We start from the raw sequence: 14,551 nt of genomic DNA on the forward strand, positions 1-14,551 counted from the left end.
TTTGCACAACGCAACGCGATGATTTACGCATCCGTTGTGCATAAATGGATGTTACTATGAATTGGGATGACGTTCGCATTTTTCTGGCCATTGCCCGCACCGGACAAATTCTGGCCGCCTCAAAACGGTTGGGGCTGAACCACGCCACGCTCTCACGCCGCTTGACGGCGCTGGAAGATGCGCTGAAAACACGGCTGTTCATTCGCCGCACCAATGGCTGCGAACTGACCGCTGAAGGCGAGACGTTCCTCACCTCCGCCGAGCGGATGGAAACCGAAATGCTGGAAGCCCAAGCCCGCCTTGGCCGCACCGATGCCAAGGTGGCAGGCACGGTGCGCATTGGCGCGCCCGATGGGTTTGGCGTGTTTTTTCTGGCCTCCAAGCTGGGGGATTTGATTGAGCGGCACCCGGAATTGAAAATCCAGCTGGTGCCGGTGCCACGCTCGTTTTCGCTGTCACAACGCGAGGCCGATATTGCCGTGACGCTGGAGCGGCCCGATCAGGGCCGCCTCGTCTCGGCGCATCTGACCGATTACAGCTTGGCGCTTTACGCCTCCCGCCAGTATATTGAGCGCCACGGGTTGCCGGAGACGGTGGAGGCCCTCAAGGATCATCACCGCATTGGCTATGTGGAAGATCTGATCTTCACGCCATCGCTGAATTTTACCGGCGAAATCATGCGCAACTGGAACGCCAGCTTTGAGATTTCCTCCGCCATCGGCCAGACGGAAGCGGTGCTGGCAGGGGCTGGCGTTGGTATTTTGCACAGCTACATCGCGCGACAGCATCACGATCTGGTCCGCATTCTGCCCGACATCACCTTGCACCGCGCCTATTGGACCACCTATCATGAAAGCCTGCGCGATCTGGCCCGCATTCGCACCGTGGTGGATTACTTACGCGAGCGGGTCGATCAGGATCGCGGTATCTTTTTATAACCAGGATAAGCATCATGGCCGAGATCAAGATGAAAGCCCGCCCGGTGGGCGCCACCGCCGTAATCGGCCGCACCGGTTTTCCGCAAATCACCTCGGCCACCGGCGGTGAGCTGGCCATCGTCACCGGCCCGTCGCAGCCGGGCTTCAACCCGCTGGACCTGCTCTACGCCTCGCTGGCTGGATGCCTCACCATCAGCGCCCGCCTTGCCGCCAGCGAGATGGGGGTGATGGACAGGATCAGCGAAATTACGGCCAGCGTCACGGGTGAAAAGGCCAAGGCAGGCCTGTCTCGGGTTGAGCGTTTCGACATCACCCTGACCATCAAGGGCGAGATTGATGACGAGACCCGCAAGGCCATTGCCGACAGGGCCGAGCATGAGATCTGCACCGTCAGCAATACAATTTCCGGCAAACCGCAGTTTGTGACCACCCTGCTTCAATCATAGAGACGGACCGCAGGTCAGGGTTATCCGCTCCGGCACGACCAGACCGGCGAAATAGGCATGGGCCGGGTTTGGTGCGCGGCTGGTCCGGCACTGGCCACCATCGCCGCGAATCTGAAGCCCACCGGTCTCGGCCAAGCGAAACGCGGCGACATAGTCCTTGTCCTTGACCTCCAGATCAAGGCTTTTACCGCGCAGATCCACCGGTCCGGCCAGGCTGAAAGCAAAGGTGACAGTCACGACATTCCCATGGATCTCAGCGGTAAAGCCCACCGGCTGCAACCGCGCCGCCTGCCTGCCATCCACCGACAATTCCGTGAAAAACCTCTTGCGGCCAAGATCGGCAATCAGCTTGTCGCGCAGGGCCGAGGCCTCCTCGGCGGTAAACTGGCTGTTGCGGTCCCGGTCATAGCGATCCAGCAGAACACGGCTATAGGCCGCATCGAAGGACCAGCTTTCCCCGCCCCCCGTCAACACCCCATGATGCATGTCGAAAAGCACCCTCAGCGTGATGGCGATGTCGGGATGCGCCAGCACGGGAGAAGCAGGCAGCAGACAGAGCGCCAGCGTGGCTGCAAGCGCGGTCTTCCGGCGAAAGGCAAGTGGCAAACGGCTCATGGCAACCTCCCCTCACCCGCATCCGGCCCCAGCACCGGTCTCTGGGGACCATAGCGGTCCAGGGATTTGAACAGAGGCTCAAAACCTGAAAAATCATCGCTGGCAGCAGGAGGGTCCGCGAAGGGCGGCGGGGTGAGTGTGGTCTGTTTCGAGGCCATGTAAGCACCGCCGTACAGCATGCCGATGGCAAGCAACCAACTGCCATAAACCCGCGAGGCAATCCTGGTCCAGGCAGCGGTGACGATACCAGCGACAAGACCGGACACCAGCAACAGCCAAAGCGCGGCAGACAGCGCCAAGGGCAGATAGAGCCGGTCATGCAGGCTTGGATCGGAAAAAGAGATCGCCAGCGAAAGGGCGATCCCAAGCACCGGCAACAGCGCCAGACCGGACCAGAGCCGCAGCGGCAATGGTAAGACCAGAATTGCGCCCGCCAACAGACAGGCCAAGGGGCCAACCAGAAAGAAATGGCTGGGCGCTGCGGGCAAAGGCGCCAGAAGCTGCATCCACATATCGCGCCAGACAAAACCGGCGACAAAGCCTGCCGCCAGCACCAGTAGAGCCAGCGGCAATCGCCGTCTCGGCAATTGCCCCAGAATGAAGCCTGTGCCGATCAAGGGCAGCAGGCGTTCAATGGTAAACGTGGTCGATAGCAGCCAATGGTCCAGCGTCTCCTGGTCAAGCCAGGTCCACACTGCCGACGCGCCTATCCCAATTGCTCCGAGCAGCGCCACAAGGGCTAGACCCGTCGTCAGATGACCAGCAAGGGGCGTGCCCGGCTTTGCCATCAGGTCACAAGGAAATAAAGGCCGCCGATGGCGATTAGCCCGCCGGGAATACGAACCATGCGCTCGCCCAAGGCCCGCGACACACCAAGCCCGACGGCAATACCGGCCAGATGGATGAGGCCGGTGGCAATCACGAAGCCGATGGCAAAATCGGCGGGATCGGCGGCAATTGGCAATTCAGCGCCGTGGGCATAACCATGGCAGATGGCAAACAGGCCGATGACCGTCAGCGCCAGCCATTCCGGCGGCCGCCAGACCAGCGCAATCGCGGCACCCAGCACGACGATGGAGAGCGCAATGCCGGTTTCAATCGCTGGCAACGGCACACCGGCAATGCCGAGAATGCCACCCAGGACCATGATCAGCGGAAAGGTGATTGGCAGCGCCCAGACATTGCGGCCGCCCAGTTGCGCGCCCCAGAGACCGACGGAAAACATCGCCAGAAGATGATCGGCACCCGACAGGGGATGCTCGAAGCCTTGCAGGAACCCACCGGCACCGCCCTGGACGATATGCGCCTCGGCCATGCCCGGCATCAAGGCGACAAGGGCTGCGACAGCAGCAAGCCGCCCCGCCCCGACGATCTGACGTTTAAAGTTTTCCTGCATATCCGATCTCCCGAATTGAATGGCTGTGCTGCTGCTCTGCCCTGCTCTGCCTTGGCTGCCACCTTATGCAGACTGTTTCTGCGACCAAATTGTGGTCGCGAAATGCATGGAACCTGTTTGCACCTGATCAAGCCAGAAAGAAAGCTTCGACGATAACAGCAGCACGTTGTCAGCGCCCAGGGCGTCACTTATACCCCATATTTTACAGCTATAGGCCAATCTTCCGAAAAACGGGCTTCCAAAAAACGGGCTTCCCCAAAAGTCCTCGAGAAAAGCGGCAAGGGCAAAGCGACAATGACCCCAGTTCCTCCAAAGAAAATCCCGGACCATTTCCAAGGGCATTTTCTGAACCGTTCCAGCACGATCAACGGATTCCCCCTGCGCCTGGCCGTCACGTTCCTGGGGTTTGCAGGCAGCGCCGCACCGGCCTTTGCCCATGTTCTGGGTGGCCCCATGGGCGGCTTCGGCAGCGGGTTCGAGCATCCACTGCTGGGCGCCGATCACTTCCTGGCCATGCTGGCGGTCGGTCTCTGGGGCGCGCAGATGGGGGGCCGCTCCGTCTGGACCCTGCCCGCCACCTTCCCGCTGATCATGTGCATCGGCGGCGTGATTGGCATGTTGGCCGACATTCCCGACCCGGTGATTTCCGGCGGCATAGCGCTCTCGCTACTGGCGCTGGGCGCTGCCATCGCCGCCAACTGGAAAGCCCCCGAATTCGCCTCCCTGGCGATCATCGCACTGTTTGCGCTGTTCCATGGCTATCCCCATGGCAAAATGGCCCCTAACGCCACCGACCCCGCCGCCTACACCGTCGGCTTCGTCGTCGCCACCGGCATGATCCACATCCTCGGCATCGCCATCGGCTACGGGCTGGGCCGGCTCTATAACGGCATGGTGGTCCGCGTGCTGGGCGGGCTGATCGTGGTCGCGGGGGTGTATTATCTGGTGACGGGACAGATGTAGAATCAGGTGAGATCCTGCTGAACCGTTCGCAGACAGATAATCTGGAATATTGTGGAAGAAATGGTACGGTTGGGGGGTCTCGAACCTCCGACCTCAGGTGCCACAAACCTGCGCTCTAACCAACTGAGCTACAACCGCACATCAAGCGCTAGCGCTTTCGAGGGGTCACATACGGGGCGTGGGAGAATTTTTCAAGCCCCTTTTTGCGCTTCCCCATTTATTTACAGATCACTGGCCGCGACGGCAATAAAAAGGGCCGGACGAACCGACCCTCTCATCTTCATCAATATGTGACCGGAAAGATCAGGAGACCTTGAAGCTGGACATTGCCTTTTCAGCGGCTTCCTTGCCGGGCTTTGCCACGGTTTCGGCAACCTTCTTGACGGTTTCCTGCATGGCCTTGGCCTGCTCGACGGTGACTTCAGCCTGCTTGCGGATGAAGGCGGTCTGCAATTCGACCAGCTCAGCAACAGACTTGACGCCCATCAGGGCTTCCATGTGCGACAGGGACAGCTCGGCATTGGTGCGCAGGGCGTCGATTGCCTTGAGGCCAAGTTCCATGCTGCCGCTCTGGGCGCTCTGCAAGGTGGCTTCAACCGTCTTGGTGGCGTCTTCGGCAGCGGTCTTCATCTTGGCATAGGCTTCCTTGGACTGAGCAGCGCCCTTCTCGGTGAAGTCGCGCAGGCTGTCGGAAATCTTTGCAGGGTCGAAGGCAGCAGCAGAGAAAGGGGTGGATTTCGAATTGGTAGCCATGATGGAACTCCTTGGAAGGGGCCGATCATTGCAGCCCGGTGTTTTTCGATAAAGGCCATATAACAGCGTTTATTGTGCATTGCAATATTATGTTGCGATGCACAATAAAATAATTGTCGAGATTAACCCTGTTTAGCGATAGAGGCGCTCTTCGCTGGACCCGGAGGGGGTGCGAAGTTATTAAAAATCTGTTAATTCAGAACAGTGCCGGCGAAAAAGCTCGACAGGTTGACCATGCCCGCTATCCAATACCCTTTCATTGATATCGCCGTGCACAGCGCGGTCAGGGCCAGGTTTGCGCGTGGAGATGCACTTGCGCTGTTTTCACTGGATCTGGAGCGGGTGCTTTGGGCCAATGGCGCCGGAGCAGGTTTCTTCGGAACGGCTTCTGTTTACGATTTCCTCGACCAGGGGCCACCGCGCCAGGATGTCACCTTCCGGCAGATCGCCGCCATGGCCCGGCAGTTGAAGACGACGGGCGAAGCGCGCCGGCTGGTGGTGAGGGCCGGTTCGGGCTTTCGCCTTGTGCCTGTTGAAGCGCAGCTGGAACGGCTGGAGATCCGCCCCGGCGAAGTGGTTATCCTGTTTTCCATGCCGGTCAGCTACCGGGACGCCTCGGCCCGCAGCGAAGCGCTGCTGCGCGGCTTTGACGACCCCGATACCCACATGGCTCTTCTGGACAGCAAGGGCGCGGTGATCCGTGCATCCGGCAATTTCGACCGTCTCGGCATTACCCCACGCACCATTGAAACCATCGTGCAGATGGCGCAAGTCCAGCCCGGCGGCCTGATGAAGCGGCCGATCCCGACCGCGCGCGGCAACCTGCCAGCAGCGCTGGGCAAGATTGCCGACGACCCTGCAATGTTCCTGCTGTTTGCAGTGGAAACCCTGTTGGGAACGCTGGATACTTCGGATGGATTTACTGAGGAGCAGCCCACCCCGGCTTCCGTAACGGCTCCACAGGTCCACGAACCGCAGGTTTCGATAGAACCAGCCGTGGCCGCTGCTGAGTCTCCCCCGTCTGAGACTTTTCCAGCCGCGGATACAATCGCTGTTGAGGTTGAAGAGGCCGAGCACGAGGAAGCCAAGTCCGAGGAAACAACGCCCACAGAGACTTTCGAGGATGTGGTCGAAGCCCTGGGCAGCATCCACGAGTTGGAACCTGAGCCGGAAGACCTGTCCCAAGCGGATGCGCTGAGCCCGCAGCCGGACGATCATGCCATTGGCGAGCCCGTGTCTGAAGAGGAGCCCTTCCCTGAAGACGAGGACTTGCCTGAAGAACTGTCCGTTCCCGAGGAAAGCCCCGCTGACACGGAACAGCCTGACACGTCCGACGCGACATTGACCGAGGATCATCAAGCCAGCGCGGATCTGCCAGATTCGGATCTACATGCCGATGTCGAACAGGATGAGATCGAAGCCGAGGACGATACCCGCCTAGAGGAGCCCGCAGAACCGGAGGCCATCGCCGCCGCAGCTGACCCCGCTGATCAGTCTGAGGAGAGCGAAGCCGAGACCAGCACATCCTCCTCGGACGCTTTTGAGCAGGACGAAGAGGGCGAGACGGACTCCGCGCCGCATTCCGAGGAAGAAACGCCCGAATTGCCGGAAACCGCTAGCGGACAGGATAACACCCAGGAGGATTTCGCCTTCTCACCGACCATGCGGGCGGCACGGTTCGTCTGGAAGGTCGATGCACTCGGCTGTTTCAGCGATGTCTCGCCGGAATTTGCCAAGGCGGTCGGCCCGCGGTCGGCGGCCATCGAAGGCCAGACCTTTGCCGATCTTGCTGCCCTGTTCAATCTCGATCCCGATGGCAAGATCGTCGAATTGCTGAAAAAGCGCGATACCTGGTCCGGCAAAACGATCTACTGGCCGATTGAAGGCACCAGCTTGAAAGTGCCGGTCGATCTGGCAGCCTTGCCGACCTATACCCGCAATCGCGATTTTGATGGCTTCCGGGGCTTTGGCGTCGTTCGGCTGGCCGATTGCATCGAAGATACCGACAAGGTGGGACTGACCTTAAGCGCCCCACACGATCAGACCGGCACGACCGAGCAAGCGGCGCAAGCCGATCCTCAGGAAAACATGCGTGACGATGCCTCGGCCGCTCCGGCAGAGGTCGAAAAGGCTGATACCATCCCTGCGCCAGAACGGGTGGAAGAACAGGTGCCGGAACGGGAAGAGGTGCCGGCCTTGGTCATCAGCGCTCCAGCCCCCCTTCCTCAGGCGGAAAACATCGTTCAACTCAAGCCTCGCCATTTCGGCCGCGAAGGCTTGAGCCCCGCCGAACATGCGACCTTTCAGGAAATTGCCCGCAGATTGGACGCACTCGGCGCAAAATCCGCTGACGGCAGCCGCGATCTATCGTCCAAGAAGGGGCATACCGACACGGGGCGTGACGACAAAGCCACTGTCGAAGACCAAAACCCATCGCCTGTTGCCGCAGCAGATGCCGAAACGCAGACGCCGGATGCCAACGCCGACCATGCGACACCCGAAGCAACGGATACAACAGTGCCTTCGCCACGTGCCGAGCGCGACAGCCTGCCTGAGAATGACAATACAAAACCAGATCCAGACACCGATCTATCGGCATCGCAGGCCAGTGAAGAGGTCAATGCAGAGGCCAATGCGGAGGTAAGCGACGAGTCAACAAGCGCCGAAGATGGCGACCAGCCGGCTGACGTCGTTTCTGAACAGGAAGGAGACGAGCTGGATGAGACCGTCGTCGATTTCCCTGCTCCCTCTGCTGGTGATGAGGTTTTCGCCAATACAAACGATGACGCAGAGGATGGAAAAAACGCTGCGGACGAGATGATCCTGCCGGTCGCATCCGTGCCTGGCGCTCTCCTGCCACGTCCGCCACGCGATGTGGTGTTTTCGCCTGATGTGCTGGACATGCTGCCCGTGGCATTGCTTGCTCATCGCGGTGATACCCTGATCCATGCCAATCCGGAATTTCTGGCGCTGACCGGTTACGCCGATCTCGACGCATTGGCTCAGTCCGGTGGGCTGGACGCGCTTTTACAGCGCGACGACAGGGTGCAAGGCGACAATCCGCAAGACGATCAGCCTGGGCCGGACGACGCGCGCCGGGATGGCAGGCTCGTCGTGGTCAGGGCCGATAATGCGTTGGTGCCGGTCTCGGCACGGCTGCAATCGATCCGCTGGGAAGAGGCAAGCGCCTTGCTGCTGGCGCTGGTGCCGCAGGCTCCGGCAAAGCCTGTCGAGGGGGCTATTGCGGACCATACGCCTCGTCCGGTAGCCGATGCGGGTGACAGCTCACAGCCTGGATTGGACCATCCGACCCGGCTTGACGCGGTGGAGCATACCGGTCTGCGCATCGAGGTGGAGGAACTGCGCTCCATCCTGGAAACGGCAACCGACGGCGTGGTGACCATTAGCACCGACGGCGAAATCCGCTCGGTAAACGGTGCAGCCAGCGCACTGTTCAACTATGACGAAGACGATATTCGCGGTAAGCCGTTCGTGACGCTGTTTGCCCATGAGAGCCAGCGGGCGATCCTCGATTATCTCGGCGGGCTGACCGGCCATGGCGTTGCCAGCGTGCTCAACGACGGACGCGAAGTGATCGGCCGGGAATCCTCCGGCGGCTTCATTCCGCTGTTCATGACTATTGGTCGCCTCTCCTCCTCCAACGGCTTTTGCGCTGTTATCCGCGACATCACCCAATGGAAGCGCACCGAAGAGGAATTGCGCAGCGCCAAACGCGCCGCAGAAACCGCCAATGCCCATAAGACAGACTTCCTGGCACGGGTCAGCCATGAAATCCGCACGCCGCTGAATGCCATTATCGGCTTTGCCGATATCATGGCGGATGAGCGCTTCGGGCCGATTGGCCATGGGCGCTACGCCGAATATGCCGCCGATATCGGCCGTTCCGGCCGGCATGTGCTGGATATCGTCAACGATCTCCTGGATATTTCCAAGATCGAGGCGGGCGAAATGGATCTCGACTTCATCGCGGTTGGCTTGAACGAGACGGTGTCGGAAGCCGTCGCCATCGTCCAGCCGCAGGCAAACGGCCAGCGGGTGATCATCCGCACGGCGCTGTCTCAATCGGTGCCGAATGTCGTGGCTGACATGCGGTCGATCAAGCAGATCGTCCTCAACATCCTGTCGAACGCCATCCGGTTCACGCCTTCAGGTGGGCAGATCATCGTTTCCACCAATTACGAGCCGAATGGCAGCGTAACCCTACGCATCCGCGATACCGGGATCGGCATGACGCGGGCGGAACTGGAACAGGCGATGAAGCCGTTCCGGCAAGTGTCCCCCGGCGGCGCCCGGTTGCGCGGCGACGGCACCGGTCTTGGATTGCCGCTGACCAAGGCCATGGTGGATGCCAATCGCGCCAGCTTTGCCATTCAATCGACACCGAACGAGGGAACGCTGGTGGAAATCACCTTCCCATCGCCAAGAGTTCTGGCGGGATGATCGGCAAGGCATTCCCAGTCCGGACATTTCCTATCCTGCGTAGCCTCCCCATGATTGCCACTCGATGATTGGCCAAGGAAATTGCCAGGCAAAGACCTTTGCTGTATCGGAACGGCGGCAGTGGACTTATTCTTCGCACCGGATGTGAAAGGCCTGATGTGACGCTCGGTTCAAAACGGAAATGGTCAGGGCCTGGGCGTTGGCGCGGTCCCCGGCTGGCCCGCACAGCGATTGCCGTCATCGCGGTTGCACTTTGCGTTTTTGTCGCATCCCGGCTGGCGGCACCCTATATCGTGTCCAGCAGCCTGGTGCGGGGCAGCATCGAAAAAGCCATCAGCCGCTGGAGCGGCCATGACGTAGAGATCGCAGGAACGCCCAGCCTGCAATTCTGGCCAGAGCCGCGCATTACCCTGCCCGATGTTACCATTACCGACCGAGATCCCGCTCAATCTGGTGGGACGGCTGGCAAGGCCAAGCGCGTTCTTGCCCATATCGACGTGCTGTCGGCTTCGTTCGGACTGGTCCATGCAGCCATGGGCAATCCGGTCTTTGACGATTTCCATCTCAGCCGGCCCCACATCTACATGCGGCGCAACACGCAAGGTCATCTCGATTGGGCGGGGCAAGGCCTGCTCTCCGATGCCATTTCTCATGTCCAGGAGAGCATCAAGGGCGGACAAAGCTTGGACAAGGCCTATGATGCCCGGATCGGATCGATCACCATTGAAAACGGCCGGATCGACATCGAGGATCAACCGTTACAGCGCCGGGTGGTGATCGACAGCATCTTTTCCCATCTGTTCTGGCCAGTGATGTCGGCACCCGCGATCGGCAATGCCAATATGATCATCGGCGGTGTTGCCACCCAGCTGGATTTTGCCTCCACCCAGCCCTTGATCCTGCTGGGCGGCGGGGTTGGCCAGGCGGAGTTTTCCCTGACCGCGCCCACCCTCAAGGGACATTTCAGTGGCACGACCGGGCTTGCGCCCGCCCGTTTTGCCTCCGGCCAGCTCAGCTTAACGATTTCCAACGTGCCGGGGCTTCTGGCTTGGACAGGCGCGACGCTACCGGGCACGGAAGCGCTGCACACAGTCTCTGTCAACGCCACGGTGACGGCGGAGACCGACAAGGTGAGGCTGGACAGCTTGTCCTTTACGGCCAACGATACCAGTGCAACCGGACTGATGGAAATGGCCCAGGCGAAAAGCGGCAAGCCGAAGTTGAGTGGCACACTGGCCTTTGAGCAGATGGATATTCCGACCTTTCTTGGTGCCTTCTCGCTCTCGGCGCCCGACACCAGTCATAATAACGGGAAAAGTGGACTGCTGGACTGGCTGGAATTCGACCTTACGCTTTCGGCCCGCAAGGCGACCTATGCGCCCTTCACACTCACCGATATGGGTGCCAGCATTCTGGCGACCGATGGCACCGTCGTGTTCGACATTGCCGATAGCACGCTGGCCGATGGAACATTGATTGCCCATCTCGAAGGTCGCAATGGCGGCTTTGACGAAGGCGGCCATCTCGATTTGTCGCTGACCAATGCAGATCTTTCCGATATCGAGGGCAAACTGGCGCTGAATGGCCCCCTGCCGCTGGGCCCCGGCTCCCTGACAGTATCAGCCGCGACCAGTCGGGCGCTGTGGGAAACCCGCGCGGCAGATATTACCGGCACATTGGACCTCAGCGCCGGACCGGGCCGAATCACCGGCGTCAACCCGGAGGGCATTCGGCGCAAGGCGGCGGAACAGAAGTTTTTCCGATTGCAGGATGCTGGCACGGGTGAATTGCCATTTGACAGTCTGACTGTCTCAGCAACGCTTGATGATGGCAGTATCAATATTGGCAAGGGTGATCTGCTGGGCAGTGTGCAGTCCTCCTCTTTCTCCGGTGTCATTCCCTATAATTTCAAGGGATTGGCCCTCTCGACGGAAGTCCGCCCCGGCACTGCTTATGCCAGCAGCGCCAATGATGCCGCAGGCAATTTTGCACCGCTGCGGATGTTTATCGGCGGTTCCTGGCCGGATCTGATCCTGTCGCCAGCCCGACCTTGATCGTTCGCATTCACCGTCCGGCAGCGGCAATATGCTCATCGCGCTGACGCTGCAATTCACGCCGCTTGGTGCCGATGGAGGCAATGATGACGCCGAGTGTGACGACGGCAATCAATATGGTGCAGACCGCGTTGATTTCCGGGGTCACACCCAAACGCACCTGCGAATAGATCTTGATCGGCAGGGTGGTCGCGCCGGGCCCGGTGGTGAAGCTGGCAATCACCAGATCGTCGAGCGACAGGGTAAAGGCCAACATCCAACCGGAAACCACCGCCGGCAGGATCAGCGGCAAGGTGATGCGGAAAAAGGTTTTGACCGGCGGGCAGCCCAGATCGAGCGCCGCCTCTTCCAGGCTGCGATCAAACGTCACCAGCCGCGATTGCACGACGATGGCCACATAGCACATGGTGAAGCTGGTATGGGCCAGCGTAATGGTCATCAAGCCGCGATCGACATTCAGCGCAACGAACAGCAAAAGCAGCGACAGGCCGGTGATGACATCGGGCATGACCAGCGGCGCATAGACCATGCCGGAAAACAGCATACGGCCACGAAACCGCCCGAACCGCACCAGCGCCAGCGCCGCCATGGTGCCGAGCACCGTGCCGAGGCTGGCTGAGATGAGGCCGACCCTGAGCGTGACCCAGGCAGCATCCATCAGGCTGTCGTTCTGCCAGATCTCCTGGTACCAGCGCAGGGAGAACCCGCCCCAGACCGTCACCAGCTTCGACGCATTGAACGAGAAGATCACCAGGATCAGGATCGGCACATAGAGAAAAGCGAAACCGAAAGTGAGAAAAACAGGATCGAAACGGCCAGATTTCATCACGGTCCCTCACACTTTGCTTTGCTGGTTCTGGAAAATCATGATCGGCACCACAAGCAGAAGCAGAAGCACGATGGCGACGGCGGAAGCCACTGGCCAGTCCCGATTGCCGAAAAACTCCGTCCACATGGTCTTGCCGATCATCAACGTATCGGCACCCCCCAGCAGGTCGGGAATGACGAATTCCCCTGTGATCGGAATGAAGCAGATCATTGAACCGGCAATCACCCCCGGCAGGGACAGCGGAAAGGTAATCCGCCAGAAGGCCGTGATCGGCGGGCAACCGAGATCGCTTGCCGCTTCCAGCAGGCTGCCATCCATCTTCTCCAGAGCCGAATAGAGCGGCAGGACCATGAAGGGCAGGTAGGAATAGACGATGCCGATGAATACGGCGATATCGGTCTGGTAAATATGCACCTGCTGGTCTGGACCGTAGATATGCAAGCTTTGCAGCAGCAGCGTCAAAAGCCCTTCCGGCTTGAGGATGCCAATCCAGGCATAGACACGGATCAGGAAGGAGGTCCAAAACGGCAGGATGACCATCATCACAAGGGTTGGGCGCAGTTCCGCCTTTGCCCGTGCCATGGCCAGCGCCATCGGGTAGCCGATCAACAGCAGCAGCAGGGTGGAGATCGCCGCAATCCTCAGCGACGACAGATAGGATTCGATATAGAGCGGATCTTCACCGAGGATCTGGAAATTTTCGAAATCCAGCTGCGACAGGAAATCGCCCAACTGTGCAAAGCCCTGGAAGACCGGCGTATAGGGCGGCATCGCGATGGCCGTATCCGACAGCGAGATCTTCACGATGATGAAGAACGGCGCCAGGAAGAATAAACCCAGCCATAGATAAGGGAGAACGACAATCAACCAGCGGGCGCGGCTTGCCTGGCGAAAGACCGGAGGAACGGCTTGTGGAAGGGTTGCGGGCTCGGCCATGGCGCTACCTCGTCAACAACAGGCCGGCATCCGGCGTCCAGGAAAACCAGACCTGATCGCCGAATGTAATCGGCCGGTCCACCAGGCGCGAGACATTGGCCTGCGCCGCCCGAAACGTGAAACCATCCTCGCGCCGGATGATAAATACCGAAAAATCGCCGAGATAGCCGATATCCCAGACCTCACCGGAAAGCGCATTGACGCTGGTATCGGCGGGCGGGTCGATGGAGATACGAACCTTTTCCGGGCGGATGGCAAAGGCAACCTCGGCACCGTCAGCGAGATCGCAGGGCTGATCCACCAGGCAGGTGAAGCCGTCACAGGCAATGGCCACAGGGCCGCCCGCACTATCACTTCGCAGCAACCGTCCCTCAACAATATTGATATCGCCAATGAAATCCGCCACGTAACGGCAATTCGGCGCCTCATAGATTTCGGCGGGCGTCGCCACCTGGACGATTTCGCCCTTGTCCATGACAGCAATCCGGTCAGACACCGTCATCGCCTCTTCCTGGTCATGGGTAACGATCAGGAAGGTCAGGCCAAGCTCGGTCTGGATATCCATCAGCTCGAACTGGGTTTCCTCACGCAGCTTGCGGTCCAGCGCGCCGAGCGGCTCGTCCAGCAGCAGCACTTTCGGGCGTTTGGCCAGTGAGCGGGCCAAGGCGACACGCTGGCGCTGGCCGCCGGAAAGCTGGCCTGGCTTTCGCCTGGCAAACTCCTCCAGCTTGACCAGTTTCAACATTTCCTCGACCCGCGCCTTTATTTCACCCTTGGGCAGATTGTCCTGCTCCAGGCCAAAGGCGATGTTCTTTTCCACCGACATATGCGGAAACAGCGCGTAGGACTGGAACATCATATTGGTCGGGCGGCGATAGGGCGGCACGCCGGCCAGATCGCGGCCCTGCAACAGGATGCGACCCTCGGTCGGCTCCTCGAAACCGGCCAGCATCCGCATCAGCGTGGTCTTGCCGCAGCCAGATGGCCCTAGAAGCGAGAAAAATTCCCGCTCGTAAATGTTCAGGGTAAGGTTATCGACTGCCGTGAACGGCCCAAAGCGTTTAGTGACATTTTCAAACCGGATGAAGGGCATTTGCCCCCGCTCCGTCCAAGGTGCGAATTTGCGTTTTACCGGCCCCAGAGTCTTCGCCATCGGTCCC

At 60.0% G+C, this 14,551-nt stretch carries 12 protein-coding genes and 1 tRNA gene; 5 read left to right on the forward strand and 8 right to left on the reverse strand.

What is annotated here, in order from left to right:
- Positions 1–56 precede the first annotated feature (56 nt).
- Together IEI95_RS23075 and IEI95_RS23080 are read left to right on the forward strand one after the other, a co-directional pair.
- Entirely contained in the window at positions 57–938 is an 882-nt protein-coding gene (locus IEI95_RS23075) for a LysR family transcriptional regulator (protein ID WP_156531462.1), read from the forward strand.
- Between the two features lie 14 nt (positions 939–952).
- Entirely contained in the window at positions 953–1,384 is a 432-nt protein-coding gene (locus tag IEI95_RS23080; protein WP_156531461.1) for an OsmC family protein, read from the forward strand.
- Here IEI95_RS23080 and IEI95_RS23085 read toward each other — a convergent pair.
- Genes IEI95_RS23085 through IEI95_RS23095 form a run of 3 tightly spaced genes read right to left on the reverse strand, consistent with a single transcriptional unit; the run spans position 1,379 to position 3,395 of the window.
- A complete protein-coding gene (locus IEI95_RS23085; RefSeq protein ID WP_156531460.1) occupies positions 1,379–1,999 on the reverse strand; it encodes a DUF1007 family protein in 621 nt (206 codons plus the stop codon). The genes IEI95_RS23080 and IEI95_RS23085 overlap by 6 nt on opposite strands.
- Positions 1,996–2,787 (reverse strand): hypothetical protein, encoded by a 792-nt coding sequence (locus tag IEI95_RS23090; RefSeq protein WP_156531459.1) that lies wholly within the window; start codon positions 2,785–2,787, stop codon positions 1,996–1,998. Before IEI95_RS23090 ends, IEI95_RS23085 begins: the two co-directional genes overlap by 4 nt.
- Positions 2,787–3,395 carry a HupE/UreJ family protein gene (locus tag IEI95_RS23095; RefSeq protein WP_015915012.1) on the reverse strand — a complete coding sequence of 203 codons (609 nt, stop codon included), beginning with the start codon at positions 3,393–3,395 and terminating at the stop codon, positions 2,787–2,789. The genes IEI95_RS23090 and IEI95_RS23095 overlap by 1 nt, the downstream gene beginning before the upstream one ends.
- A gap of 294 nt (positions 3,396–3,689) precedes the next feature.
- Here IEI95_RS23095 and IEI95_RS23100 point away from each other — a divergent pair, with 294 nt between their 5' ends.
- On the forward strand, positions 3,690–4,358 hold the full coding sequence (locus IEI95_RS23100; protein WP_156531458.1) for a HupE/UreJ family protein: 669 nt from the start codon (positions 3,690–3,692) through the stop codon (positions 4,356–4,358).
- A 61-nt stretch (positions 4,359–4,419) separates the two neighbouring features.
- Here IEI95_RS23100 and IEI95_RS23105 read toward each other — a convergent pair.
- Positions 4,420–4,496: transfer RNA gene (locus IEI95_RS23105), tRNA-His, on the reverse strand.
- A gap of 165 nt (positions 4,497–4,661) precedes the next feature.
- Complete coding sequence (locus tag IEI95_RS23110) at positions 4,662–5,111, reverse strand: phasin (protein WP_015915010.1); 450 nt, start codon at positions 5,109–5,111, stop codon at positions 4,662–4,664.
- 234 nt (positions 5,112–5,345) lie between these two features.
- Here IEI95_RS23110 and IEI95_RS23115 point away from each other — a divergent pair, with 234 nt between their 5' ends.
- Both IEI95_RS23115 and IEI95_RS23120 read left to right on the forward strand, forming a co-directional pair.
- Positions 5,346–9,572, forward strand: a complete 4,227-nt coding sequence (locus tag IEI95_RS23115; protein ID WP_156531457.1) for an ATP-binding protein — start codon at positions 5,346–5,348, stop codon at positions 9,570–9,572.
- A gap of 158 nt (positions 9,573–9,730) precedes the next feature.
- The gene (locus IEI95_RS23120) at positions 9,731–11,626 is read left to right on the forward strand and encodes an AsmA family protein (protein WP_156531456.1); all 1,896 of its coding nucleotides are present in this window, start codon (positions 9,731–9,733) and stop codon (positions 11,624–11,626) included.
- Positions 11,627–11,636: 10 nt separating this feature from the next.
- Here the strand turns inward: IEI95_RS23120 and IEI95_RS23125 are convergent, their stop codons facing one another.
- The 3 genes from IEI95_RS23125 to IEI95_RS23135 are packed head-to-tail and all read right to left on the reverse strand — an operon-like array spanning position 11,637 to position 14,544.
- Complete coding sequence (locus IEI95_RS23125; protein WP_015915007.1) at positions 11,637–12,452, reverse strand: ABC transporter permease; 816 nt, start codon at positions 12,450–12,452, stop codon at positions 11,637–11,639.
- Between the two features lie 9 nt (positions 12,453–12,461).
- The gene (locus tag IEI95_RS23130) at positions 12,462–13,391 is read right to left on the reverse strand and encodes an ABC transporter permease subunit (RefSeq protein WP_234934258.1); all 930 of its coding nucleotides are present in this window, start codon (positions 13,389–13,391) and stop codon (positions 12,462–12,464) included.
- A 4-nt stretch (positions 13,392–13,395) separates the two neighbouring features.
- On the reverse strand, positions 13,396–14,544 hold the full coding sequence (locus tag IEI95_RS23135) for an ABC transporter ATP-binding protein (RefSeq protein ID WP_156531455.1): 1,149 nt from the start codon (positions 14,542–14,544) through the stop codon (positions 13,396–13,398).
- Positions 14,545–14,551 lie beyond the last annotated feature (7 nt).

It is taken from the genome of Agrobacterium vitis (genome assembly GCF_014926405.1).
Taxonomy (GTDB): domain Bacteria; phylum Pseudomonadota; class Alphaproteobacteria; order Rhizobiales; family Rhizobiaceae; genus Allorhizobium; species Allorhizobium vitis_H.

Coding starts and splice junctions, on each gene's coding strand:
- IEI95_RS23075 (WP_156531462.1), top strand. CDS start 57: ATGAATTGGGATGACGTTCGCATTTTTCTGGCCATTGCCCGCACCGGA.
- IEI95_RS23080 (WP_156531461.1), top strand. CDS start 953: ATGGCCGAGATCAAGATGAAAGCCCGCCCGGTGGGCGCCACCGCCGTA.
- IEI95_RS23085 (WP_156531460.1), bottom strand. CDS start 1,999: ATGAGCCGTTTGCCACTTGCCTTTCGCCGGAAGACCGCGCTTGCAGCC.
- IEI95_RS23090 (WP_156531459.1), bottom strand. CDS start 2,787: ATGGCAAAGCCGGGCACGCCCCTTGCTGGTCATCTGACGACGGGTCTA.
- IEI95_RS23095 (WP_015915012.1), bottom strand. CDS start 3,395: ATGCAGGAAAACTTTAAACGTCAGATCGTCGGGGCGGGGCGGCTTGCT.
- IEI95_RS23100 (WP_156531458.1), top strand. CDS start 3,690: ATGACCCCAGTTCCTCCAAAGAAAATCCCGGACCATTTCCAAGGGCAT.
- IEI95_RS23110 (WP_015915010.1), bottom strand. CDS start 5,111: ATGGCTACCAATTCGAAATCCACCCCTTTCTCTGCTGCTGCCTTCGAC.
- IEI95_RS23115 (WP_156531457.1), top strand. CDS start 5,346: ATGCCCGCTATCCAATACCCTTTCATTGATATCGCCGTGCACAGCGCG.
- IEI95_RS23125 (WP_015915007.1), bottom strand. CDS start 12,452: ATGAAATCTGGCCGTTTCGATCCTGTTTTTCTCACTTTCGGTTTCGCT.
- IEI95_RS23130 (WP_234934258.1), bottom strand. CDS start 13,391: ATGGCCGAGCCCGCAACCCTTCCACAAGCCGTTCCTCCGGTCTTTCGC.
- IEI95_RS23135 (WP_156531455.1), bottom strand. CDS start 14,544: ATGGCGAAGACTCTGGGGCCGGTAAAACGCAAATTCGCACCTTGGACG.